The following is a 22,699-nucleotide window of genomic DNA, read 5'->3' as shown; positions in this document are numbered from 1 at the left end:
GCGCAACAAGAACGCCCACCGGCTGAACCTCTGCGTAGGGTTTCAACCGATGGGCGAAAACAGCGGTCGCTGGCTAGTCAGTATTAGTCGCCGATCTGGTCGCGGCCGCGCTTGACGATCTTCGGATCCGGCTCGCCGACGACCTCATGGTCCTTGTCTGCGTACTCGAACTTCGACAGGACGTAGCGCATCGCGTTGATGCGGGCGCGCTTCTTGTCGTTGGACTTAATGGTGATCCACGGGGACTCGTTGGTGTCCGTGTAGCGGAACTGCTCCTCCTTGGCGCGGGTGTAGTCATCCCACTTGTCCAGGGAGGCCAGATCCATCGGAGAGAGCTTCCACTGGCGGACCGGGTCCACCTGGCGGATGGCAAAGCGGGTGCGCTGCTCCTTCTGGGTGACGGAGAACCAGAGCTTCGTCAGGGAAATGCCCGAGCCCATAATCATGTTCTCCAGCATCGGAACCTCACGCAGGAACTCTGCGTGCTGGTCGTTGGTGCAGAAGCCCATCACGCGCTCCACGCCGGAGCGGTTGTACCAGGAGCGGTCGAAGAAGACGATCTCGCCGCCGCACGGGAAGTGCTGGACGTAGCGCTGGAAGTACCAGGAGGTCGACTCGCGCTCGGAAGGCTTCTCCAGGGCCACGGTGCGGGCACCACGGGGGTTCAGGTGCTCGTTGAAGCGCTTGATGGTGCCGCCCTTACCGGCGGCGTCACGGCCCTCGAAAATAATAATGTGCTTCTGGCCCGTGTCCTTGGTCCAGTTCTGGAACTTCAGCAGCTCAATCTGCAGGGCGCGCTTGGTGGTCTCGTACTCTTCACGGCTCATGCGCTCGTCGTAAGGGTACTGGTCGCGCCAGGTATCAACCCGATGGCCGTCCGGAGTGATCAGTACCGGATCGTCTTCATCCGAGTCGTCCACCAAGTAGCCCTCGGTAGCGGCAAGATCAACCATGTGGAATTCTTCTTCGGCCATGTGCCTGGGTTCTCCTTCGCCTGAAGATTCTAAAACTCTATTAGCACTTTCCATTCTAGTGCTTTTAGTCCGGCTATACAGATGTGCCGGAACCATACGGGGTAGGAAGAGCATGAAAAAACCCCGGCCGAAGCCGGGGTTTTAACTTTTAAGCGGAAGCTTACTTAGCAGCGGTCCACTTAACGATGGTCTCGATAACGTCCTTCAGACCCTTGAAGATGTTGCCGAAGCCGCCCAGGAAGGTGCCCAGCTGGCCGAAGATCTCGGTAATCTGATCGATCATTGTGTTCTCCTCTTAAGAGATCGGGGGCGCCAGGTTCCCTGGGCCCAAAACTTTTGTGGTAGTGACGCCCCCTCTAGGCCGTCTGAGAATAGAGTAGCGGATCTGCGAAAAGCCACAACCCCTGGGCGAGGCCTTCTTTAAATCCACCCCCACCAGGGGGTAACGATTTGGTAAAGCTCCAGCTCAGGGGTTGTTTTTACAGCAAATCCACCTAGGTTAACTCTAGGAAAACTAGGCTATTTTTAGTTGTTTCACACGGGACTTAGAAGCCGCCCATGCCGCCCATCTCGTCGGCGCCCGGCATTGCCGGTGCCTCCAGCTCCGGCTTGTCCGCGACGACAGCCTCGGTCGTCAGGAACAGCGCTGCGATGGAAGCGGCGTTCTGCAGTGCGGAACGGGTGACCTTCACCGGGTCGGAGATGCCAGCACCCAGCAGGTCCACGTACTCGCCGGTTGCAGCGTTCAGACCCTCGCCTACCGGCAGGTTGGCAACCTTGTCCACAACCACGCCCGGCTCCAGGCCAGCGTTGTGAGCGATCTGCTTCAGCGGAGCTGCCAGGGCTGCCCGTACGATCTGCACGCCGGTAGCCTCGTCGCCTTCCAGGCCCAGGTTGTCGTCCAGCACGCTGGCGGTCTGCAGCAGGGCTGCGCCGCCGCCGGCGACGATTCCCTCTTCCGCGGCTGCCTTAGCGTTGCGCACAGCGTCCTCGATGCGGTGCTTGCGCTCCTTCAGCTCAACCTCGGTGGCAGCGCCGACCTGCAGCACTGCAACGCCACCGGACAGCTTAGCCAGGCGCTCCTGCAGCTTCTCAGCGTCGTAGTCGGAGTCCGCGTTCTCGATCTCCTGGCGGATCTGCTTGATGCGGCCAGCCAGCTGCTCTGCGGAGCCTGCGCCGTCGACGATGGTCGTATCGTCCTTGGTCACTACAACCTTGCGGGCGGTACCCAGCATCGGCAGGTCTGCGGTCTCCAGAGAGAGGCCAACCTCTTCGGCGATGACCTGGCCACCGGTCAGGATCGCGATGTCCTGCAATTGTGCCTTGCGGCGGTCGCCGAAGCCCGGTGCCTTCACAGCGACGGACTTGAAGGTGCCGCGGATCTTGTTAACAACCAGGGTGGACAGAGCCTCGCCCTCGATGTCCTCGGCAACGATCAGCAGCGGCTTGCCGGACTGCATAACCTTCTCCAGCAGCGGCAGCAGGTCCTTCACGTTGGAGATCTTGGAGCTAACCAGCAGGATGTACGGATCCTCCAGCACAGCTTCGCCACGCTCCACGTCGGTGGCGAAGTAGCCGGAGATGTAGCCCTTGTCGAAGCGCATACCCTCGGTGACCTCGAGGTTCACGCCGAAGGCGTTGGACTCCTCGACGGTGATCACGCCGTCCTTGTTCAGCTTGCCGTCGCCGACCTTGTACATAGCCTCGGCGATCAGCTCGCCGATCTTCTCGTCAGCAGCGGAGATGCCGGCGGTAGCAGCGATCTGCTCCTGGGTCTCGATCTCCTTAGCGTGGCTTAGCAGCTCTGCCGTGATCTTCTCCACGCCAGCCTGGATGCCGCGCTTGATGCCCATCGGATTGGATCCAGCGGCAACGTTGCGCAGACCCTCGCGAACCAGGGACTGGGCCAGGACGGTAGCGGTGGTGGTGCCATCGCCAGCAACGTCGTCAGTCTTCTTGGCGACTTCCTTAACCAGCTCGGCGCCGATCTTCTCGTAGGGGTCTTCCAGCTCGATTTCGCGAGCGATCGTCACACCGTCGTTGGTGATCGTCGGGGCGCCCCACTTGCGCTCCAGGACGACGTTGCGTCCCTTCGGGCCGAGGGTTACCTTAACCGCGTCTGCCAGGGTGTTTAGACCCTTTTCCAGACCGCGGCGTGCTTCTTCGTCGAATGCAATCATCTTAGCCATGAGGCTTTTCGATCCTCCGTTTAGAGTTGGCGACACATACGGCTCAGATCAAGCGCCCGCGACGGCACGGGTGAATGAATGTCGCGACATTCACCCTCACTTCATCTGACGGTTATTTTCTGGCACTCCCTTAGTTCAAGTGCTAATCCCGTTTTTAGCACTCTCCCCCATCGACTGCAAGGTGCCGTGCATGCATATCGGCTATATCGGCTGTCTCGTCCGATCGCTACAGTAGTTAGCTATGAGCGATACCAACAGTGAATCCAACCGTGAATCCAACACCTCACAGCTAGACCTAGCCCGCGCCGCCATCGCGGAGCAGATGCCACAACTGAAGGAAGACCTCACCACCCTGGTCTCCTTCGAGTCGGTCCACTCCACCCCGGGCCTGGAAGATGCCAATGCCGCTGCCGCGCAGTGGGTCATCGACGCATTCACCAGCGTGGGCATCCCCGTCGAAGGTCACGTCACCACCGACGGCTCCACCTCCGTCATCGGTCTGCGCGAGCCCGCTGAGGGCTACCCAACCATCCTTCTGTACTCCCACTTCGATGTGCAGCCCGCCGGCGACATCGAGGCGTGGACCAATGACCCCTGGACCCTTACCGAACGCGATGGCCGCTGGTACGGCCGCGGTACCGCCGACTGCAAGGGTCACGTCGCCATGCACGTTGCTGTGCTGCGTGCTCTTTCTATCCTTTCGGACGCCCACTTCCCCGCCGCCAAGAACCTCGGCATCCGGATCGTCGTCGAAGGCTCGGAGGAACGCGGCGGATATGGCCTGGAGGACCTGCTAGCCGAAAAGCCGGAGCTCTTCGCGGCCGACACCTTCCTTATTGCCGACTCCGGCAATGACGCCCTGGGTGAGCCGAGCCTGTGCACCGCGCTGCGCGGCTCCGCGCCGGTCACGGTGCGCACCCGCACGTTGGCGCAGCCGATGCACTCCGGCCAGTTCGGTGGCTCGGCACCGGATGCCCTGGTTGAGCTAGTGCAACTCCTTTCCACTCTCCATGACGAAAACGGCCTAGTGGCCGTCCCGGGGTTGGAGCCCAAGGAGCGCTGGGGTGGCGTCGGACCAACAGAACAGGAATTCCGCGACAACGCCGGAGTAACCGACGGCGTGGAGCTATACGGAGCCGGCGAATGGCAGCCGAACGACCTGACGGTGATGAACCCATCGATTACGATCACAGGCCTGGATGCGCTGTCGGTGGCGGACTCGGTGAACTCCGTGCCCGCGACCGCCGCGGCCGTGGTGAGCCTGCGAGTACCGCCGGGACGCGAGCCGCAGGAGTGCCAGGATCTGCTGGTCAAGCACCTGGAAAGCCAGAAGACAAACGCACTAGTGGAGATCGAACGCGGCTCCTTGGCAGAGGCATTCCAGGCGGATACCTCCGGCCCGGCACTGCAGCGGCTCGGCGAGGCGCTGGGCGAGGTGTACGGCAAGGAGACAATGGAGGTCGCCTCCGGCGGGTCAATCCCACTAACGAACAAGCTGCTGGGTGCGTACCCGCAGGCGGAGCTCGCGCTATACGGCATCGAGGAGCCGAAGTGCGCCATCCACTCCGCGGACGAATCCGTAGATCCGGATGAGATCGAGGCCATCGCGACGGCAGAGCTACTGTTCCTGTTGCGCACCGCCGAGGCGCACAGCCAGGCGCCCAAAATCTCACATAATGAGAAATAAGCAACAGTTTGATTCTCAGAGTGAGACGGATTACATTATCTAACTAGCAGTACTTTATATAGGTACCCAATATTTTTTAGGCACCCGTTCGGCGGGTGCCTACAGCCAACTAGATCTTGTTCCAGAAAATCGAGTCACCATGAACGTTTCCTCTACGAACACCACAACCTTGATCCGCTTCGCCAGCTCGGACCAGGACCTGAATCTAGACGCGCCTGTATACACCCCGCTCCCCAGCGGTCGCCGATCCACCGCGAAGACCTACAGCGAGCCGGCGCACACCCGCATTGAGAAGCGCCGCCAGCGCACCCGCACCTTCGCAGAGGATCCTTTCCGCGCCCGCTTTGGCCAGCGCCTGCCAGTGGGCATGCGCCAGGAAGCACGCGGCATGGAGTGGAAAAAGTTCATCCGCACCTATGCCCCCGGCGCGATCCGCGTGGATTACCTGAAGGCAACTCGCCGTTCGTTGGGGCGCCACGACTTCGACATGCAGGTCAGCGGCCTGCGCGCCGATGGGCAGTCCACCCGTGTGGAGATCACCGCAATGGGTGCTTCCTCTGCCATGACGGAGATCCTGGCCGACCACGGCTTCCCCGTGGAGGTCGTGGAGTTCCACCAGTACGACATCTTCGAGGCCACCGTTACCTTCATCTACGCGGTACACAAGTCCAAGCGCGTGTGGGCAGTTGGCTTCGGCGCGGACCGCGATACCTCCATCGCTAACGCCCTGTGCAACGCAGCTGCCCGCCTGCACTTCTAGGAGCGCGAAGCTACAGCGACTTCCGCAGGGAATCGACAGTCAGGTCCACTGCGGCGATCCACGCCTCCGGCTGCGTGAAGCCGCCCTCTACCCCATCGTCTCCACGTGTGCGGGTGCCGGGTTCCGGTGCTGCGCCGTGCTTGCGAGCCGCGGCGCGCTGCAGAGCGTAATCCCCACCACGGGCAATCAGTTTGCGCACATCCTGCAGCTCTGCCGCACAGCCCAGCTCCTCGGACAGCGGAGCGAGCCTATCTACCCAGGCGTCCAGCTCGTCCGTGACCAGCGCCTCGTTGGTCTCCCGGTCGGTAATAATCAGTGCGTCCAGGCCGTAGCGGGCCGCGCGCCACTTGTTTTCCGCGACATGCCAGGGCTGCAGGGTCGGCAGCTCGTGACCGGCGTCCAGGCGGCGCTCGAAGTACACCACTAGGCAGTGGGTATAGGCGGCGATGGCGGCAAGCTCCCACAGCTCCATCGTGGCGTCCGCAAAACGGGTTTCCACCGTGCCGTACTTTGTCGGGCGCACGTCGAAGTGCATGGATCCGGTGTGGTTAATCACTCCCGATAGGTCCTGATCCCGGTTGAACTCCTCCCACTGTTCCCAGTTTTCAAACTGGTAAGGCATGCCCGCGGTGGGCAGCTGCTGGTACAGCAGGGTGCGGTTGGAGGAGTAGCCGGTATCCAGCCCTTCCCAGGCGGGCGAGCTGGCGGACATGGCCAGGATGTGCGGGTAGTGCGTCATCAACGCATTGATGATGGGCCACACTTTTTCCTTGGAGCCCACCCCCACGTGCACGTGGATTCCCCAAATCAGCATCTGGCGCCCCCAGTACTGGGTGCGCTCAATGATCTCCTGGTAGCTGCCCTTTTCGCTGAGCTTCTGATCCCCCCAGTGCGCGAAAGGATGCGTGCCCGCAGAAAACAGGTTCACGCCGATGTCATCCGCGCATTCCATTAGTTGCTTCGCCTGGACGTGCAGGTCCTCGACCGCCTCCGGGATCGTGTCGTGCACGCTGGAGACCATTTCCACGGTGTTGGCCAGGAATTCGCGGACGACCTTGTGGCCGGGGTGTACCTCGTCCATCCGCGCTATCAGTTCAGCGGCGCGTGGGACCAGGTCGCGGGTTTCGGGGTCGACGAGCGCGACTTCCCACTCAATACCGACGGAAGGTGCGGAACCCGGGAAGTCCATTGTGGCCCCTTAGAAGATATGTAGACAGAAGTTAGAAGAACGCTTTTACTTTAGCGGGGCATGTCATTTGTTGTCACAACAACGACACCCGCGGGGCGCTCCCCCTCCAGCATCTCTACGCCTTCGATGGCCCGGTCGGTAGCCTCGTCACGCTCGCGTGCTTGGATCCCCAGGTCCTTGGCGAGCTGCTCGGCCAGCTGACGCTCGGCGTCATTACCCTTCGAGTAGAGCACTACAGACGTCGGGAAGACACCAGACTCGTCCGGTAGGTTACCCACACCGGTCTTGTTCCACTGCTGGTCGCGCATCTTGTTGGCAACGTCGCCGGCGAGCCCGGCGATGGGGCTGTTGTTGAGGACGGCTACGTAGGTGTCTTCTTTTTTGACGCCACCTTCCGCCGCTGCAGCGTCACCCTCGCGACCAGCGTCGGTACGATCACCTTCCGGAGTGTCGCGCCCGTCTTCCGGCTTCGGTTGCTCGGCATCATCGATCGCCGTGCCCTTGTCTTGTTCATTGGAAGCAGAAGGCTGCTGACCTTGCTGCCCCTGGGTCTGCTGGGCCTGTTGGGTCTGGCTGGCCTGAGAGGACTCGTCGGAATCCTTCCCGGTCAGGGAGAATACACCCCAGCCGATCAGCAGAACGGCTACGGCAATCAGAATCATGGCCAGGCCGCGCAGCGGGAGGCCCAGGTTCTCGTTGTCCGTGTCGTCGTCGAGTGCATGGCGTGGTCGATTGGGTTCAGTCACGCCACAGATTTTAACTTCTGCAACATTAGTAACAAGCTTGACACGCGCTGTGCCTTATTCTTCGTCAGAGCTCTTCATCTCTACGACGCAGCAACATACGCACCAAAACAGGGTCGAAGTCCAGCGCCTCTGGGCGCTCGATCAAACGATTGAGCTGCTGAAAATAGCGGACCGGATCAACCCCAAACTCGCCACGAATATGCTCGTTCTTCGCGCTAGTATCCAGCCACCAACGGCGCTCGAACTCCAAAATGGCGATCTCTCGGTCTGACAACATGGAACTAGATTCTAGACTGTCTGTTATGACCATCATGCCTATCGTCATCTGTGGCGACCCTGTACTGCACAACCCCACCACCAAGGTGGACCCCAGCGAGATTCCCGACCTCGCCCCGCTGATCGCGGATATGTACGAAACGCTCTCTGCTGCCAACGGCGTGGGACTGGCAGCCAACCAGGTGGGCGTGAACAAACGATTCTTCGTCTACGACTGCCCCGATACCGAGCGCGGCGAGATGCGCCGCGGCTGCGTGATCAACCCCGTCCTGGAGACCAGCGAGATCCCAGAGACCATGCCGGACGAAGAGGAAGACGAGGAGGGCTGCCTCTCCGTCCCCGGCTACTCCTTCCCCACCGGCCGCGCGGACTGGGCGCGAGTCACCGGCCTGGACGAAAACGGTGAGGAGGTCACCGTCGAGGGCACCGGCTTCTTCGCCCGCTGCCTGCAGCACGAGGTCGGCCACCTGGACGGCTTCCTTTACATCGACACTCTGATCGGCCGGTGGAAGCGCAAGTCCAAGAAGGCTGTCAAGGCCGAGGGCTGGGACCACGCCGGAAACACCTGGACTCCCGGCGTGGACGAGGATCCTTTCGGGCATGAATAAAGACACGACGTTCTCCGCCGCCCACGCAGGTGCGCGGTATGTGGAGGGCTTCGGTTTCCCCATCAGCCGCCGCACCGACCCCGTGAGTATCCGCCCGGGCACGCGAGTGGTCGTGCGCTACCGTGTGCCGAGTGATGCCGCCTCCAACGGCGCGACCGGCGCCGTCACCGACGCGATCGGCGTACTGCGCAGCACAAATCCGCTGCAGGTAGAAGACGTGGTGATCGCCGACGAGGATGTAGTGGTGCTAAAAACCCTCAGTGCGAAACCAGTACGCAATAGCGACATTCGGACCCTCGAGGCCGCCAAGGCTGCAGCTTTCCCCGGCATCGATAACCAGATGATCGGCGGGTGGCTGGCGCGCGCGGGCGATGGCATCACCGAACGCAGCAACTCCGCCGTACCCATCGGTCCAAGCGCCGGATTGCAGGAGGTCCCGCTGGCGCAACTGGAGGAGTTCTACCGCTCCCACGACCTGCCGTGCCAGCTGATGATCCCCGACCGAATCGGCCGCCCTGCCGAGCATCTGCCGGGTGTACGCGGTCCGGAGATTCTGGTGATGAGCAAGGAGCTTGGCACCCCGACGGAAAGCCAAACTCTGGCCCCCTCCTTGGCCGACGCGCAGATCGAGCTGACCGTCGACGACACCCCGGATGCCGACTGGTTGTCCATGTACAAATTCCGCGGCCAACCTCTGCCCAAAAAGGCCTTGGATCTGCTGTGCCACCGCATCGACGGCCAGCTCGGCTTCGCCCGCCTCATGGTCGACGGTCAACTCGCGGCCATCACCCGCGCCACCATCACTGACGGCTGGCTGGGCTATTCCGCCGTGGCGGTCGCCCCGGAATTTCGCCGCCGCGGGCTGGGCACCCTCCTGTGCCAGCACCTACTCAGCTGGGGCGCGGACAACGGCGCCGAGCGCGCCTACCTGGACGTTATCGATTCCAACACCGCTGGAAAAGCGCTGTACCACAAGCTTGGATTCAGTGAGCACCACCGCAGCCGTAGTCTGCGCACGCGCTAGAATGCTTAACCATGCGCATCGCGACCTGGAACATTAATTCCGTACGCACCCGTGAGGATCGGGTGCGCGAGTTTCTGCAGCGCAGCGACGTGGACGTGCTGTGCTTGCAGGAGACCAAATGCACGGACAAGCAGTTCCCCGACTTCACTGACACAGGCTACGAGCAGGCCCACTTCGGGCTGCACAGCTTCAACGGCGTGGCCATTCTGTCGCGCGTGGGGCTTACGGACGTCCAGACCGACTTCGGCCAGCCCGGATTCAACAAGGATCTGGACGCCGAACAAGCTCTGGAGGCCCGCGCGATCGGCGCCATCTGCGGAGGCGTGGAGGTATGGAGCCTGTACGTTCCAAACGGCCGCGAGATCGCGGACCCGCACTACTCCTACAAGCTGCGGTGGCTGGACGCCCTCGCTGCGTATGCGGCGGGTTCGGGCGTAGGGGCGTCCCAAAGAAAGAGCAGTGAAAAGCTGTGCCTGGTCGGCGACTACAACATCGCCCCGCGCGACGAGGACGTGTGGGATCGCAGCTACTTCGACGGCCGCACGCACGTGACACCCAACGAGCGCGCTCGGCTGCGCGCTCTGGAGGACGCGGGACTCTCCGCTGCGACGGACCTGATCGCCGACGAGTACACCTACTGGGATTACCAGGCCATGCGATTCCAAAAGGGCGAAGGCATGCGCATTGACCTGCAATATGCCCGCGGCATCACGCCTACCGCCGCACGTGTGGACCGCGACGAGCGCAAGGGCAAGGGCGCCTCCGATCACGCGCCAGTGATCGTGGACTACAACGTGGATGGCGAGGACTAAGCTATGCCCTTCCCCGACCTCCTCGGCCTGTTTAGCGAGTTCACCGACGACCTGCAGTGGTGGCAGGTCACGCTGGTTGTTCTGGACTACGCGCTGAAAATCTTTGCGCTGGGCTGGGTTCCTAAGGAACGACGCCCAACGTCCGCCATGGCCTGGCTGCTGGCCATCTTCCTGATCCCCTTTATCGGCATCTTCCTATTCCTGCTGATGGGATCCCCAGCGATCAACCGACGGCGCCACCGCATTCAGAATCAGGCGAATGAGCTGATCCGCACGATGAGTGCTGACGAGCCTGACGTTCCCGAGGGCAGCGAGCTCAGCGACGAGCTGCGTTCCTTGGTGCGGCTCAACCGGGAACTCACGGCACTGCCCGCCGTGAACGGCACCATGCAAGCCCTGCATTCGGACTACGAAGAATCTATTGCCGCGATGGCCCGTGCAGTGGACTCGGCCGAAGACTACGTGAACGTCGAAATTTACATCATGGCCTGGGACGATACGACCAACCCCTTTTTCGAAGCGCTCGGACGAGCAGCGCAACGGGGAGTGACCGTGCGCGTGCTGTGGGATCACATCGGCGCGCACAAGTACAAGGGCAACAAAAAGCTGGGCAAGAAGCTGAAGGCCATGGGAGTGGACTGGCAGGTCATGCTGCCCCTGCAACCCTTCAAGTGGCGCTTCCGCCGCCCCGATCTGCGCAACCACCGCAAGCTGGTAGTCGTCGACGGCCGGGTGGCTTTCATGGGCTCGCAGAACATGATTGAGGCCCCGTACCAGAAGGCGAAGAACCACAAGATCGGCCGCGAATGGGTGGACGTGATGGCGGAACTGACCGGGCCGATCGTCACCACCATCAACTCAGTATTCGCCGTGGACTGGTACACCGAAACAAACGAGGAACTGGACCTCATCAACCCAACGGACGTCAAACAGCGGCTGGATACCAACAACGAAGACACAGGTGCGGACATCATGCAGATCGTGCCCTCTGGGCCCGGCTTCACCACGGAGCCGAACCTGCGCCTGTTCACCTCCATTGCCCACCACGCCAAGCACACCCTCAAGCTGATTAGCCCTTACTTCATCCCCGACGAGTCCCTCATGGAGGCCGTGACCACCGCCTGCTATCGGGGAGTTCGGGTGGAGCTCTATGTCTCCGAGAAATCCGATCAGCCGATGGTGGGCCACGCACAGGCCTCCTACTACTCGGAACTACTGAAGGCCGGAGTGCACATGTACCTGTACCCCTATCCGAAGGTCCTGCACTCTAAGTTCGCCATTGCCGACGGCGAGGTAGCCGTAATGGGCAGCTCCAACATGGATATGCGCAGCTTCGGCCTGAACTACGAGATTTCGCTGATGGTCGGCAAGGGCGAGCTACTGGACGCCCTGCGCTCCCTGACCGACGACTACCGGGAGCGCTCCGCGCTGCTGACCGCCGAACAGTGGAGCACCCGGCCTCTGCACAAGCAGTACGTGGATAACGTGGCTCGCCTGACGAGTGCGCTGCAGTAAGAAAGCTGCGGCAAAGCACTAGGTTTGCGCAAGGTTTTCACGAGGTTTGCGCGTTCATTGTTTTCATTATCGCCGATTAGTGCAATAGCACTTTTGCCGTCATATAGGGTGAATCACAAGTTACTTACATACGCACGCTAAAAAGAAAGTTTCGCCCGATGACCCCGTCACCCCAGAAGCCGCCACAGACGCCTTCCCATCCCCCGGTACGCGGCCGTAAGGCACCCGAAATTCTGCCGGAGATCGACGTCTCCGAGATTGCCACGGCAGTGTATGACTTTCTTTCCGCCACCCGCCGCCTGATGGAGCGACCCAACCAGTCGCTGGAAATCTCCCAATCGGAGATCGAGGTCCTGCAGTTTATTTCCCAGCACCCGGGCTGCGGTGTTTCCGATGTTGCACGCCTGCGCTTCCTCCGTGCCTCTAACGTCTCGGCGACGGTGCGCCGCCTCATCAACGGCGGGCTGATCCGCCGGCAGGCCAACCCAGAGGACAAGCGCGCTCAGGATCTCTACCTCACGGATGAGGGCGTGGACATGATGAACTCCATCACCGACGAGTGGGCGCTCATCATCACCAAGGCCACAGACCGGATGGACGCGCGCGATATCGCTAAACTACGCCGTGGTGTGCCCGCCCTGCGAAATCTTTCCCTAGCTGCGGAGTCCCTCGTCGACGACCTGCAGCGCAACCCGGACTAGCACCCCAAAAGTCCCCGCAAAAATAAAGGCCCCACCTGGCATCTCAGAGCCGGTGGGGCGAAGGGGCGTCACTAAGAAAAAGCGCGTTAGGCGTCCCGCTTCTTCAGCGTCACTAGGCCAACAACGAAGAGCACCACACACCAGGCGGCGAAGTACAAGATTGAGCCGGTCTGACCCCACGGCGCCCCGTCGAGATCCCGCATGCCGGTGTAGGCGTCAGCGTTGGTGAACGGCATGTACGGTGGCAGCCAGTCGCGAATCTTCGGTACCAGCTGCACCAGCGTGCCCTCGATCACCAGGTTCCACAGCAGCATGATTGCGATGCCACCGGCGGTGTTGCGCACCAAGTAGCCCACGCCGATGGCAGCGGCGATGGTTAGCAGCAGGTAAAGCTCGATGCGCCCGATCTGCTCCCACAGACCATCGGCGCCGAGGCCCACCTTGCCCAGCAGCTCTTCCTCCTCCAGCTTCCAGCCGAGCGACCAGCTGGCGAGAATCGTTCCTAGAACGTTGGAGATCAATGCGAGGATCGAGGCGATCACGCCGTAGACCAGAAACTTTGCGATAGGAACTTGCCAGCGCGTCGGGGTCGCCAGAAGAGTGGTCTTGCTGGTGTTCGCGCCGTATTCGGTGGTCACCAGCATCACGGCCTGGATCATCACGATCATCATGCCGAAGGAAAGGAAGCCGCTAAGTCCCATGTCGGAACCGATGCCCGCCGCGACGGACATGTAAAGCTCTGGGTCCTTCTTCGCTTCATCACTGGTCAGCAGCGAGCCGGTCATGGCGCCGTTTAGCAGCGCGAAGCCGAGCGAGAAGAACAGAATCAGCCCGGAGGTCCACCACAGGGCTTTGGTGCTGCGGATCTTAATAAGCTCCGATTTGATCAGGTTCACCATTACTTGTCCCCTTCCTTCTGCACGCGCACGGCGTTGCCGGTTGCCTCGCTGTTTTCCTTAGCGCTGCTTTCTGGTGCGCTTTTTTCTTTATGACGCCCACCTGCAGGCTCAGTTTTGCTTGCCTCGGTTTTCTCGGGCTCCACGCTGGCGTGGTACTCCACGTGCTCCTGCGTCATACGCAGGTATGCATCCTCCAGGCTCGGACGCTTCTCCGACAGCTCGCGCAGGCGCAGGCCGTAGCTGTAGGCCAGGGCACCAATCCAGTCGCTTTCCTGCTGCGGGATGGTGAGTGTCGGGCGACCATCCAGATCCTTACCCTCCTGGAACGCCACCGACTCCTCCGTCAGCGCGGCCTTCATCTCCGCGATGTGGTCGGTACGCACGACGGTGGATACCTCGGAAGTGGACTTGATGAACTCGTGGGTGCTCTGGTTTGCCACCAGGCGCCCCTTACCGATGACGATCAGGTGGTCGGCGGTCTGTGCCATCTCACTGAGCAGGTGGGAGCTAATCAGCACGGTGCGCCCCTCCCGCGCCAGGGCGCGGACGAAATCGCGCACCCAGCGGATACCCTCTGGGTCCAGGCCGTTTACAGGCTCGTCTAGGATCAGCACCTCCGGGTCGCCCAGCAGTGCACAGGCCAGGCCTAGGCGCTGGCCCATACCCAGAGAGAACTTGCCGGCCTTGCGGCCCGCTACATCGCTCAGGCCCACGATGCCCAGGACTTCATCAACGCGCTTCTTGGAAAAGCCATTGGCAGCAGCGACCCACCGCAGGTGCGCTGCGGCGCTGCGGTTGGGGTGAACCCACTTGGCGTCCAGCAGCGTGCCGACCTTCTCCAGCGGGCGCTGGTACTCGGAATACGCCTTGCCATCGATACGGGCAGTTCCCTTGGTCGGCTCATCCAGCCCCACGATCATTCGCATCGTGGTGGACTTGCCGGCACCGTTGGGGCCTAGGAACCCGGTGACGATTCCGGGAGTGACCTCAAAATTCAAATCGTTGACTACCGTGTTGCCTTTATAGGCTTTGGTTAGGGAACTGACCGTAATCATGCGTTCTAGTTTGCCACAATAAGGGGAGTTTAAGCAGACTTTGTGGGCACACGTTTCCTTAGGCTGTATATACTTTATGGCTATGCCCCCAGTGACTGCGTTTGAGGCAGACCGGTGGATGGACAGCGAAGAGCACCCCACCGGTCGTGGCAGCTCGTTCAAGGGGATCTCGTTCAAAGGGGTAATGAACCCGGCGCTCGAGGCACCGCGCCGTTTCTTCAAGTTCGCCTCCACCTCCCCCGGTCTGCTCACCATCGTCTCAACGATCCTGGTCTTGGCCATCCTCGCTGCGGGTGGGGCAATGGTCTACAGCTCGCAGAACCGCCAGGCGCAACTAAACACGTTGGTCAGCCGGACCGAGCCGTTATCGGATGCAGCCCAGGAACTCTTCAATTCCCTTTCGGTGGCCGACTCGGTGGCCACCACCAGTTTCCTGCGCAAGTCCACCACCAACGCCGCCACTCGGGACTACGACGCGGCAATGTCCAGCGCCTCGATGGCCATCATCCGCGCCACCAGCGGCATCGATGACATCGAGTCCCGGGAAATGGAACTGGTGCTGCAGATCCAGAACTCCATGCCGGACTATCTGAAGCTGATGTCCAACGCGCAGACGCACGACCGTCTGCGCAACCCCGTCGGCGCCTCCTACCTGGCTCAGGCGTCCACGCTGATGCAGGACACCATGCTGCCAGCTGCCCAGGAGCTCTACTCTCGCACCTCGGAGGAGGTCTCCACTCAGCAAGCGAAGCTCTCCTCTCCCCTATGGTTCCCGCTCTCCGGCATCGTGGCGGCAATCATCATGCTGGTGATCGCCCAATTCTGGCTCGCGGCATTAACCAATAGGCGCCTCAACCTGGGATATGTGGGGGCTACTGGGCTTATGCTGTTCGCCCTCGTATGGGCGTCACTAAGCGCTGCCCTGACATGGCACGCGGGCAACCAAAACGTTCAGGGGACCGTGCGACCGCTCGAGCAGCTCACGGCAGTGCGTATCTCTGTGCAGCAGTCGCGCACCCAGGAAGCACTGGGCCTGATTCAGCGCGACTATGGCGAAGACCGCCAGCAGGAGTTCTCGGATTCCATGGCCGACATCGACAGCAAGCTAGAAGGTCTGCGCAACCAAGTGAGCCATCCCGAGCGCATCGATACCGCCCGGGAAGCACTGCGCTCGTGGGATGAATCGCACGCGAAGATGGTTTCCGAGCTGAAGAATGGCCGTTACACCGAGGCACTGGCTGCGGCTTTGGATACGAAGGTCCCCGAAGAAAACAAGGACGGCAAAGACAAGACCGACAGTGACGGCAGAGACGGCAAGGATGACCCGCTCACCACCGGTGAGGATACGTCCGATTTCACAGTCGTGGACAACGAAATGCAGGAGCTCATTAGCAGCACCCGCGCCGAACTGCGCGACATCCTGGTGGAAGGCCGCACAGCCGCGGGGCACGTGACCAACCTCGTGCTAGCTCTGACGGTTCTATCCGCACTGTGCGTGTTCTTCGGCACTAGGCCCCGACTGCAGGAGTTCCTCTAATGAGAAAACAAGCGTTCAAACCTGTAGTCGCCGCCCTATCCACCGCGGCAATCACCCTCACTTCGGCCTGCTCCACGGATAGTCCCCGCCTACCAGAATGGCCCTCCGTACAGCACAATGCCAGCGACGATCTGCCCTACGGCGCGACGTATGTGCAACCTCACGAGGTCCCCAGCGACGGTGACGCCGCAGCGGATACCAACACAGACATCGACAACACTGGCGACGAAGAACCCTTTGGCTCCATCAAGCCAGACACCCGCGAGCCGAAGGAGCGCGTGCCGCAAATCATGCGCCGGGGTCGTCTGGTGGTGGGCGTGGCCCAGTCTCTGAACCGACTGGGTTTCCGCGACCCGGTCTCTGGCGACGTCGCAGGCTTCGAAGTGGACCTCGCACGGGAGATCGCACGAGACATTTTCGGTGACCCGAACAGAATCGAATTCCGCTACGTCGAAAGCCGCGAGCGCGCCGAGGCGCTGAAGAGCGGCGACGTGGACATTGTGGTGCGCACAATGTCGCCGACTCTTTCCCGCCAATCGAAGCTAGAGTTTTCAATCCCCTATCTGCAGGTTCACTCGCGCCTGCTGGTATTGAGCGACTCTCAGATCGAGAGCTTCAACGACCTGCACAACAAGACCGTGTGTGTGACTCGCGACTCGACCTCCGCGGTGCGGGTCAAACAGTACGACGTGGGGCGATTGCTGCTAACCCAGGCGTGGACGGATTGTCTGATGGCCATGCAGCGCTTCCAAGCCGATGCCATCTTTACCGATGACGCGATCCTCACCGGCCTACGAGCCCAGGACCCCTATACGACCCTGGTAGCAGACGCGCCGGAAACCAGTTACTACTCGGTGGCTATTTCCCCGCCGGGATTCCCCAAGAATACGACCGGACTGGTGATGCAAGTGAACTCCACCATGGAGAGGATTCGGCGCGACGGAACGTGGAAGAACCTCTATAACACGTGGCTGGCGGATTACTTAGGGCCGGCGTCATCACTACCGATCAAGTACCGCACCGAGGAAGAGACGAAGGAGCTCAACAAGATTCGGCGAAAGGCGGCGAACGGCGATGCAGAGTAACAACAACAGTGAACCGGAAGAGCGCACCGAAGCCGTAGAATTTGACCCCTTCGCCGACAGCGAGCCGGAAGAGCACACCGAAGCCGTTCCCTTCGACCCTTTTGCCGACGACGAAGATACCGACGCCACGGAGCAACACACCGACCCCGTGGGCACCCCGGCGAACGCCATGGACTCCGGCGAGCGCTCGCGCATCGAGGCGCTATCGACGTTCCGCAAGAGGCGCGGCACGTACCGCTCCGGCGCTTCCGTGGCCGACGGCATGGTGCAACTGCCGTTCATCGCGCCGACGAACCCCGAGGATGCAGTTATCGACCCCAGCGCAGCGATCGAGAAAGGCGTGGAAGCGCCGACGCTGAAATCGGGCGACATCATTGCAGGCCAGTACGAGATCCTGGGCCCCATCGCGCACGGCGGTTTGGGCTGGGTGTACATCGCCATCGACCACAACGTCGCCGACCGTTACGTGGTGCTCAAGGGCATGATGGCCACGGAAAACGAACAAGAGCGCGCGGTCGCGGAATCCGAGCGGGCGTTCCTGGCGGACATCACGCACCCCGGAATCGTGAAGATCTTCAACTTCATCGACGACCCGCGCTCCCCCGGCGGCTTCATTGTGATGGAGTACGTCGGCGGGCCATCGCTACGCGGGCAGCGACGGAAGCTGGCGGCCGGGGTACTGGACCTGGACGTGGCGATTGGCTACATCCTGGAGATCCTGCCCGCGCTGGACTACCTGCACTCTCGCGGCGTGGTCTACAACGACCTGAAGCCGGACAACATCCTGATCACCGAGGATCAGGTGAAGCTGATCGACCTGGGTGCGGTGACGGGCATCGGCGCGTTCGGGCACATATTCGGCACCAAGGGCTTCCAGGCTCCGGAGATCGCCAAGACCGGCCCGACTGTGGCCAGTGACATCTACACCGTCGGCCGCACCCTGGCCGCACTGATTGTGAAGCTGCCGGTGGAAGACGGGGTTTACGCCCCGGGGCTGCCCACCCCGGATGAGGAGCCGCTGTTCCGCGAGTACTTATCCCTGTACCGCCTGCTGCTGCGGGCTACGGACGAGGATCCGGAGGCTCGCTTTAGTTCCGCCACCGCCATGGCCAACCAGCTGATCGGCGTGCTGCGGGAGATCCTGGCCATCCGCGACGGCCGCCACTACCCGCACCTGTACACTCGGTTCACCGCGCAGCGCAGTACGTTCGGCACCAAGCACATTGTGTTTCGCACCGACCAGCTGGTCGACGGCGTGGTGCGCTCCGTGGAGATCTCCGTGCCGGAGGTTGTGAGCGCCCTGCCGACCCCGCTGGCCGATTCGCAGGACCCGGGGTATGGGCTGCTTTCCGCCACCAGCTTCACCGAGGCCGGGGACCTGCTGGATACCCTGCGCGCTGCTTATGCCCAGCCGGAGCTGAAGCACTCCGTGGAGATTCCGCTGACGATGGTGCGTGCGCTGCTGGACGTGGGCCAGACCCGCGAGGCCCACGATCTACTGGACGAGCTGAAGCCGTGGTTGGAGAAAGACTGGCGCTTCCAGTGGCACTCTGGCGTGGCGGCGCTGCTGACGGGGCAGTTCGCGGAGGCACAGAAGTTCTTCAACCGAGTGCTTTACATATTGCCTGGTGAGCCTGCGCCGAAGTTGGCGTTGGCCGCCACCGATGAGTTGTTGCTGCAACAGCAGGGTGTGAATTCCACGAAGCTGCTGAGCGAGCACGTTTCCCGCGCCGCTTCCGCCCTTGCTTATGCGCAGAAGCTGCCGGTGAAGGATTACACCGGGGTACCCGGTTGGGAGCACGTCACGCTGGATCCGGTTTCTCTGCGCTTCCACGCCATGCGCCTTTATGGGTTGGTGTGGGCCACGAACCAGTCCACTGTTTCCAGCGCGTTTGGCCTGGCCAGGCAGCTGCGCGCGGAGGGTATGGTCGATTCGGCGGTGGCTGCGTTGGACCGGCTGCCACAGGCCTCGCGGCACAATCGTCTGGCACGGTTGACGTCCATTTTGTTGCTTATTTCTGACGCCAACAGCCTCACCGAGTCCCGCATCCGCCGTGCGGCTAGACGTTTGGAGACGCTGCCGACCAACGAGCCGCGCCTGCCACAGGTCCGCATCGCTGTGCTGAGCGCGGGGTTGAATTGGCTGCGCGGCGCTAGCGATGGCTCGGACGGCGCGGCGGGGATTACCGGAGTTGGAACTGGTGACGCGAGTGTTGGCGCCGGCAGTGCTAGGGCTACTGGTGGCGCTAAGGGTGGTGATGCTGGGGCCGGCAGTGGCCGCGGCTCTCGCAAGTCCAAGGGCAAGCGCAAGCGCAGTGCCGTGAACAGGGCAAACGTAGGTTCTCAGGTCAACCGGAAGGCAGCTGCGGCTCCCCTGTTCGACGTGCAATTTACCGAGCGCGGCCTGCGCACCGGCTTGGAAGCGAGCCTGCGCCAACTGGCTCGCCAGGCTCCCTTCGCCCGGCACCGCTATGACCTGGTGGACATGGCAAACCAGATCCGCCCCCGCACCTGGTTCTAGCTGCGCGCCTAGTCTCTCATTCCAGCTGCGCGTCTGGTCTCCCTTTCCAGCTGCGCGCCTGGGTCCCACGCCACGCCCCGCACTTGCCCCTCCCCTGAACGGCAAATGTCGTTAGAGCGGGAATCCATGAAGCCGCAAATACAGTCTCCACAAATCGCAAGCTCCTGACCTGCACTTTTACATTAATGCAAATTATCTGCATTAACGTATTCCCGTTCTAACGACATTTCAGCCCCAGCGGACACCCAAATCCCAGCGCCCCAGCAGGCCAAGGTTAGCCCAGGCAGCCCCCCCTACTGCTGCTCGGCCAGCGCAGTCGCCTGGCGCGCGATCGCCAGCTCCTCATTCGTCGGAACCACGTAAACCTTCACCTTGGAATCGTCGGTCGAGATTTCTCGCGCGCCGACAATACCCTCAGAGTTCTCATTCCGGGCCTCGTCGATCTCAATGCCAAAGTTCTGCAGGTCAGCCATTGCATCGCGGCGCACCTGCACCGCATTCTCGCCCACGCCTGCGGTGAATACAATCGCGTCCACGCCACCGAGGATCAGCATGTAAGACCCAATGAAGCGACGCAGCGCGTGGATGTACACGTCGTAGGCCAGCTGAGCATTTTCATCGCCGTCCTCGATCAAGGTTTTCAGCTCGCGGAAATCGTTCACGCCAGCCATACCCTTCAGACCGGACTCGCGGTTCAACAGCTTATCCGCCTGATCCACCGTCATCCCGCCGGAGCGCGCCAGGTGGAAAATAATGCCCGGATCAATGTCGCCGGAACGGGTGCCCATCACCAGACCGGCTAGTGGCGTCAATCCCATCGTCGTATCTACAGCCTCCCCGCCACGAATCGCGGCGGCCGAGGCACCGTTGCCCAGGTGCAGGGTAATCTGGTTGATTTCCTCGGCGGGCTTGCCCAGTAGGTCCGGCACCTTGGAAGAGACGTACTCGTGGCTGGTGCCGTGGAAGCCGTAGCGGCGGATGTTGTACTCGTCAGCGATGTCCTTCTTGATGGCGTAGTTCGCAGCGTGTTCCGGCAGCGTGGAGAAGAACGCGGTATCGAACACGGCCACGTGCGGAACGTGTTCCAGCAGCGCGCGGGCGTTCTCGATGCCGTCGATGTTGGCGGGGTTGTGCAGCGGCGCCAGCGGGATGAGCTCCTTGAGCTGCTCAATCACCTCGTCGTCGATCAGCACGGGCTCTGTGAACGTCGCGCCACCGTGGACCACGCGGTGCCCTGCTGCTACCAGGTCTAGGTCTTGGGGACCGACGCCCAGTAGCGTCATCATGCCGAAGGCGCGTTCTAGGCCAACAGAGTGACTGAGGATAGGGCGATTGTCTTCCATCTTCGACGTTTCAGTCTGAATCTGGATGTGCCCCTTCTTCTCGCCGATCTTCTCGACGATGCCGGAGACAAACGGGTCCGCCGTCGCGTTTGCCTCCGGGTCGAGGACTTGGAATTTGATGGAGCTAGAGCCCGAATTAAGGACGAGTACGTACTTGGTCACGATTCTTCTCTCTTCTTTTCTCTTCTTCTGTTGGCACCTTTGCCGCTCGGCCAGCGGGGGCGGGGTGGTTCGCGCCTCGATCGCCGACGTTCCGGCTAGTTGGCCTGGATTGCCGTAATCGCCACGGTGTTTACAATGTCTGGCACGGTCGCGCCACGCGAGAGGTCATTCACCGGCTTGTTCAGCCCCTGCAGGATCGGCCCCACAGCCAATGCGTCGGCGGTGCGCTGAACCGCCTTGTAGGTAATGTTTCCGCAGTTCAGGTCCGGGAACACGAACACGGTTGCCTGCCCGGCCACGTCAGAGCCCGGCAGCTTCTTCTGGCCGACGGATTCCACCACTGCGGCATCGAACTGCAGCGGACCATCCAGCGGCAGATCCGGGTTGTCCTCCTGAGCCTTCTTCACGGCGGCGGCGACTGCCTCCACGTCCTCGCCTGCACCGGAGGTTCCGGTGGAGTAGCTCAGCATCGCTACCTTTGGCTCAATGCCGAACTGCGCGGCGGTTTTGGCGGACACGGCGGCGATCTCTGCCAGCTGGTCGGAAGTAGGGTTCGGGTTCACGGCACAGTCGCCAAATGCCCACAGCACACCATCCATGACCATCAGGAAGATGGAGCTGACCACCGACGCTCCCGGTGCGGTCTTGATGATCTGGAACGAGGGCTTAATGGTGTGTGCGGTCGTGTGGGCCGCGCCAGAAACCATGCCGTCGGCGATGCCCTTGTGGACCATCATCGTGGCGTAGTAGCTGATGTCTTGCATCGTCTCCCGCGCCTGCTCCAGCGTGATCCCCTTGTGCTTGCGCAGCTCGGCGAACTCGGTGGCAAACTCCTCCAACTGGTTGTCTTCGCTCGGGTCGGTCAGCGTGGCGCCGGACAGGTCCAACCCCAGCTCCTTGGCACGGCCGGCAATCTCGTCCGGGTTACCCAGAATGGTCAGCCGACATACCTTGGCGCGCAGCAGCTGGTCAGCAGCGGTGAGGATGCGGTCGTCGTCACCTTCCGGCAGCACGATGTGTGCATCCTTCTCGCGGGCCTTTATAAGCAGGTTGCGCTCGAAAAGCTCCGGACCAATCACCGGCTCCTTAGCAGCGCTCTCCCCATTGGTGCCGGCAGCTGCTTCCGCAATGCCTTCCAGCGCGATGTGGCGAATCGCCTGCCCCTCCGCCTCGACGGCGTTCGCTGCGGCGGCACCTGCGGAGGCGTTGGCGTCAATAAAAGAGATACCGGCAGGCTTACGGCCGGAGCGGACGAGCTGCCCGGAGGCCAATTGCAGCGCCGTGGCATCCGCCGGGCTGCCCGCGAGCAGGTAGTGGGAGGCACCCGCGGCGGCGGCGAGGCGCGAGTCGAAGTTGATCTCGCCGGTGCCGAGCAGCACGGCGCCAGCTCCTGCACTGGCACTGGCACTGGCTTGAGCGCCGTAGGCCGCGTCGAGGGCAGCGGCAAAGTCGGGTGCGGAAGGGCGGATGGTGTCGAAGATGTCGACTGCCTCTGCCTCCCCCAGCGCCTCCAAGATGTCAGAGCGGCGCGCGGCTGCGCTCGCTATCGGTGAGATGACGGCGTTCGTGCCAGTTCCTCGGGACGCAGTAGACGACGCGATAGACACAGATCACAT

General features: G+C 61.9%; 20 protein-coding genes. 10 read left to right on the top strand and 10 right to left on the bottom strand.

Going from position 1 to position 22,699, the window contains the following annotated elements:
* Positions 1-83 precede the first annotated feature (83 nt).
* The 3 genes from ppk2 to groL all read right to left on the bottom strand — a co-directional run bounded on the left by ppk2 (position 84) and on the right by groL (position 3,163).
* Positions 84-974: a polyphosphate kinase 2 gene (ppk2, locus tag CJEIK_RS01410; RefSeq protein WP_005296894.1), complete on the bottom strand. Its 891-nt coding sequence runs from the start codon at positions 972-974 to the stop codon at positions 84-86.
* Positions 975-1,134: 160 nt separating this feature from the next.
* Positions 1,135-1,257, bottom strand: coding sequence for a PorACj family cell wall channel-forming small protein (locus CJEIK_RS01405; protein ID WP_005296897.1), 123 nt, complete (start codon positions 1,255-1,257; stop codon positions 1,135-1,137).
* A gap of 262 nt (positions 1,258-1,519) precedes the next feature.
* Positions 1,520-3,163, bottom strand: coding sequence for a chaperonin GroEL (gene groL, locus CJEIK_RS01400; protein WP_005296899.1), 1,644 nt, complete (start codon positions 3,161-3,163; stop codon positions 1,520-1,522).
* Positions 3,164-3,404: 241 nt separating this feature from the next.
* Here groL and CJEIK_RS01395 point away from each other — a divergent pair, with 241 nt between their 5' ends.
* Together CJEIK_RS01395 and CJEIK_RS01390 are read left to right on the top strand one after the other, a co-directional pair.
* Positions 3,405-4,850 carry a dipeptidase gene (locus CJEIK_RS01395; protein ID WP_005296901.1) on the top strand — a complete coding sequence of 482 codons (1,446 nt, stop codon included), beginning with the start codon at positions 3,405-3,407 and terminating at the stop codon, positions 4,848-4,850.
* Between the two features lie 139 nt (positions 4,851-4,989).
* The gene (locus CJEIK_RS01390; RefSeq protein ID WP_005296903.1) at positions 4,990-5,610 is read left to right on the top strand and encodes a hypothetical protein; all 621 of its coding nucleotides are present in this window, start codon (positions 4,990-4,992) and stop codon (positions 5,608-5,610) included.
* A 10-nt stretch (positions 5,611-5,620) separates the two neighbouring features.
* On the opposite strand, the gene CJEIK_RS01385 is transcribed toward CJEIK_RS01390, so the two are convergent.
* From CJEIK_RS01385 to CJEIK_RS01375, 3 genes are all read right to left on the bottom strand, one after another.
* On the bottom strand, positions 5,621-6,799 hold the full coding sequence (locus CJEIK_RS01385) for a glutamate--cysteine ligase (RefSeq protein WP_005296905.1): 1,179 nt from the start codon (positions 6,797-6,799) through the stop codon (positions 5,621-5,623).
* A gap of 50 nt (positions 6,800-6,849) precedes the next feature.
* The gene (locus CJEIK_RS01380) at positions 6,850-7,545 is read right to left on the bottom strand and encodes a LytR C-terminal domain-containing protein (protein ID WP_005296907.1); all 696 of its coding nucleotides are present in this window, start codon (positions 7,543-7,545) and stop codon (positions 6,850-6,852) included.
* 64 nt (positions 7,546-7,609) lie between these two features.
* The gene (locus tag CJEIK_RS01375) at positions 7,610-7,822 is read right to left on the bottom strand and encodes a DUF3263 domain-containing protein (RefSeq protein WP_005296910.1); all 213 of its coding nucleotides are present in this window, start codon (positions 7,820-7,822) and stop codon (positions 7,610-7,612) included.
* A 25-nt stretch (positions 7,823-7,847) separates the two neighbouring features.
* On the opposite strand from CJEIK_RS01375, the gene CJEIK_RS01370 reads away from it, so the two are divergent.
* The 5 genes from CJEIK_RS01370 to CJEIK_RS01350 all read left to right on the top strand — a co-directional run bounded on the left by CJEIK_RS01370 (position 7,848) and on the right by CJEIK_RS01350 (position 12,481).
* Entirely contained in the window at positions 7,848-8,429 is a 582-nt protein-coding gene (locus CJEIK_RS01370) for a peptide deformylase (protein ID WP_005296914.1), read from the top strand.
* Positions 8,422-9,453: an N-acetylglutamate synthase, CG3035 family gene (locus tag CJEIK_RS01365; protein WP_005296917.1), complete on the top strand. Its 1,032-nt coding sequence runs from the start codon at positions 8,422-8,424 to the stop codon at positions 9,451-9,453. Before CJEIK_RS01370 ends, CJEIK_RS01365 begins: the two co-directional genes overlap by 8 nt.
* Before the next feature lie 11 nt (positions 9,454-9,464).
* A complete protein-coding gene (locus CJEIK_RS01360; RefSeq protein ID WP_005296920.1) occupies positions 9,465-10,265 on the top strand; it encodes an exodeoxyribonuclease III in 801 nt (266 codons plus the stop codon).
* A 3-nt stretch (positions 10,266-10,268) separates the two neighbouring features.
* Positions 10,269-11,780, top strand: coding sequence for a cardiolipin synthase (cls, locus tag CJEIK_RS01355; RefSeq protein ID WP_005296923.1), 1,512 nt, complete (start codon positions 10,269-10,271; stop codon positions 11,778-11,780).
* Between the two features lie 158 nt (positions 11,781-11,938).
* A complete protein-coding gene (locus CJEIK_RS01350) occupies positions 11,939-12,481 on the top strand; it encodes a MarR family winged helix-turn-helix transcriptional regulator (RefSeq protein WP_005296925.1) in 543 nt (180 codons plus the stop codon).
* 86 nt (positions 12,482-12,567) lie between these two features.
* On the opposite strand, the gene CJEIK_RS01345 is transcribed toward CJEIK_RS01350, so the two are convergent.
* Together CJEIK_RS01345 and CJEIK_RS01340 are read right to left on the bottom strand one after the other, a co-directional pair.
* Complete coding sequence (locus tag CJEIK_RS01345; RefSeq protein ID WP_005296928.1) at positions 12,568-13,380, bottom strand: ABC transporter permease; 813 nt, start codon at positions 13,378-13,380, stop codon at positions 12,568-12,570.
* A complete protein-coding gene (locus CJEIK_RS01340; protein ID WP_005296930.1) occupies positions 13,380-14,435 on the bottom strand; it encodes an ABC transporter ATP-binding protein in 1,056 nt (351 codons plus the stop codon). The genes CJEIK_RS01345 and CJEIK_RS01340 overlap by 1 nt, the downstream gene beginning before the upstream one ends.
* A gap of 76 nt (positions 14,436-14,511) precedes the next feature.
* Between CJEIK_RS01340 and CJEIK_RS01335 the strand changes: the two genes are divergently transcribed.
* Genes CJEIK_RS01335 through CJEIK_RS01325 form a run of 3 tightly spaced genes read left to right on the top strand, consistent with a single transcriptional unit; the run spans position 14,512 to position 19,578 of the window.
* Positions 14,512-15,972 (top strand): hypothetical protein, encoded by a 1,461-nt coding sequence (locus CJEIK_RS01335; RefSeq protein ID WP_005296932.1) that lies wholly within the window; start codon positions 14,512-14,514, stop codon positions 15,970-15,972.
* The gene (locus CJEIK_RS01330; protein ID WP_005296935.1) at positions 15,972-17,057 is read left to right on the top strand and encodes a transporter substrate-binding domain-containing protein; all 1,086 of its coding nucleotides are present in this window, start codon (positions 15,972-15,974) and stop codon (positions 17,055-17,057) included. The genes CJEIK_RS01335 and CJEIK_RS01330 overlap by 1 nt, the downstream gene beginning before the upstream one ends.
* Complete coding sequence (locus CJEIK_RS01325) at positions 17,047-19,578, top strand: serine/threonine protein kinase (protein WP_005296936.1); 2,532 nt, start codon at positions 17,047-17,049, stop codon at positions 19,576-19,578. The genes CJEIK_RS01330 and CJEIK_RS01325 overlap by 11 nt, the downstream gene beginning before the upstream one ends.
* Before the next feature lie 293 nt (positions 19,579-19,871).
* Here the strand turns inward: CJEIK_RS01325 and CJEIK_RS01320 are convergent, their stop codons facing one another.
* Positions 19,872-21,083 (bottom strand): acetate kinase, encoded by a 1,212-nt coding sequence (locus CJEIK_RS01320; RefSeq protein WP_005296939.1) that lies wholly within the window; start codon positions 21,081-21,083, stop codon positions 19,872-19,874.
* A 95-nt stretch (positions 21,084-21,178) separates the two neighbouring features.
* A complete protein-coding gene (pta, locus tag CJEIK_RS01315) occupies positions 21,179-22,690 on the bottom strand; it encodes a phosphate acetyltransferase (protein WP_077536143.1) in 1,512 nt (503 codons plus the stop codon).
* Positions 22,691-22,699: the final 9 nt, after the last annotated feature.

The sequence above is a fragment of the Corynebacterium jeikeium genome (assembly GCF_028609885.1).
In the GTDB taxonomy this organism is placed as follows: domain Bacteria; phylum Actinomycetota; class Actinomycetes; order Mycobacteriales; family Mycobacteriaceae; genus Corynebacterium; species Corynebacterium jeikeium.
The sequence above is the reverse complement of the archived record's forward strand: the minus strand, read 5'-3'. Positions and strand labels throughout refer to the sequence as shown.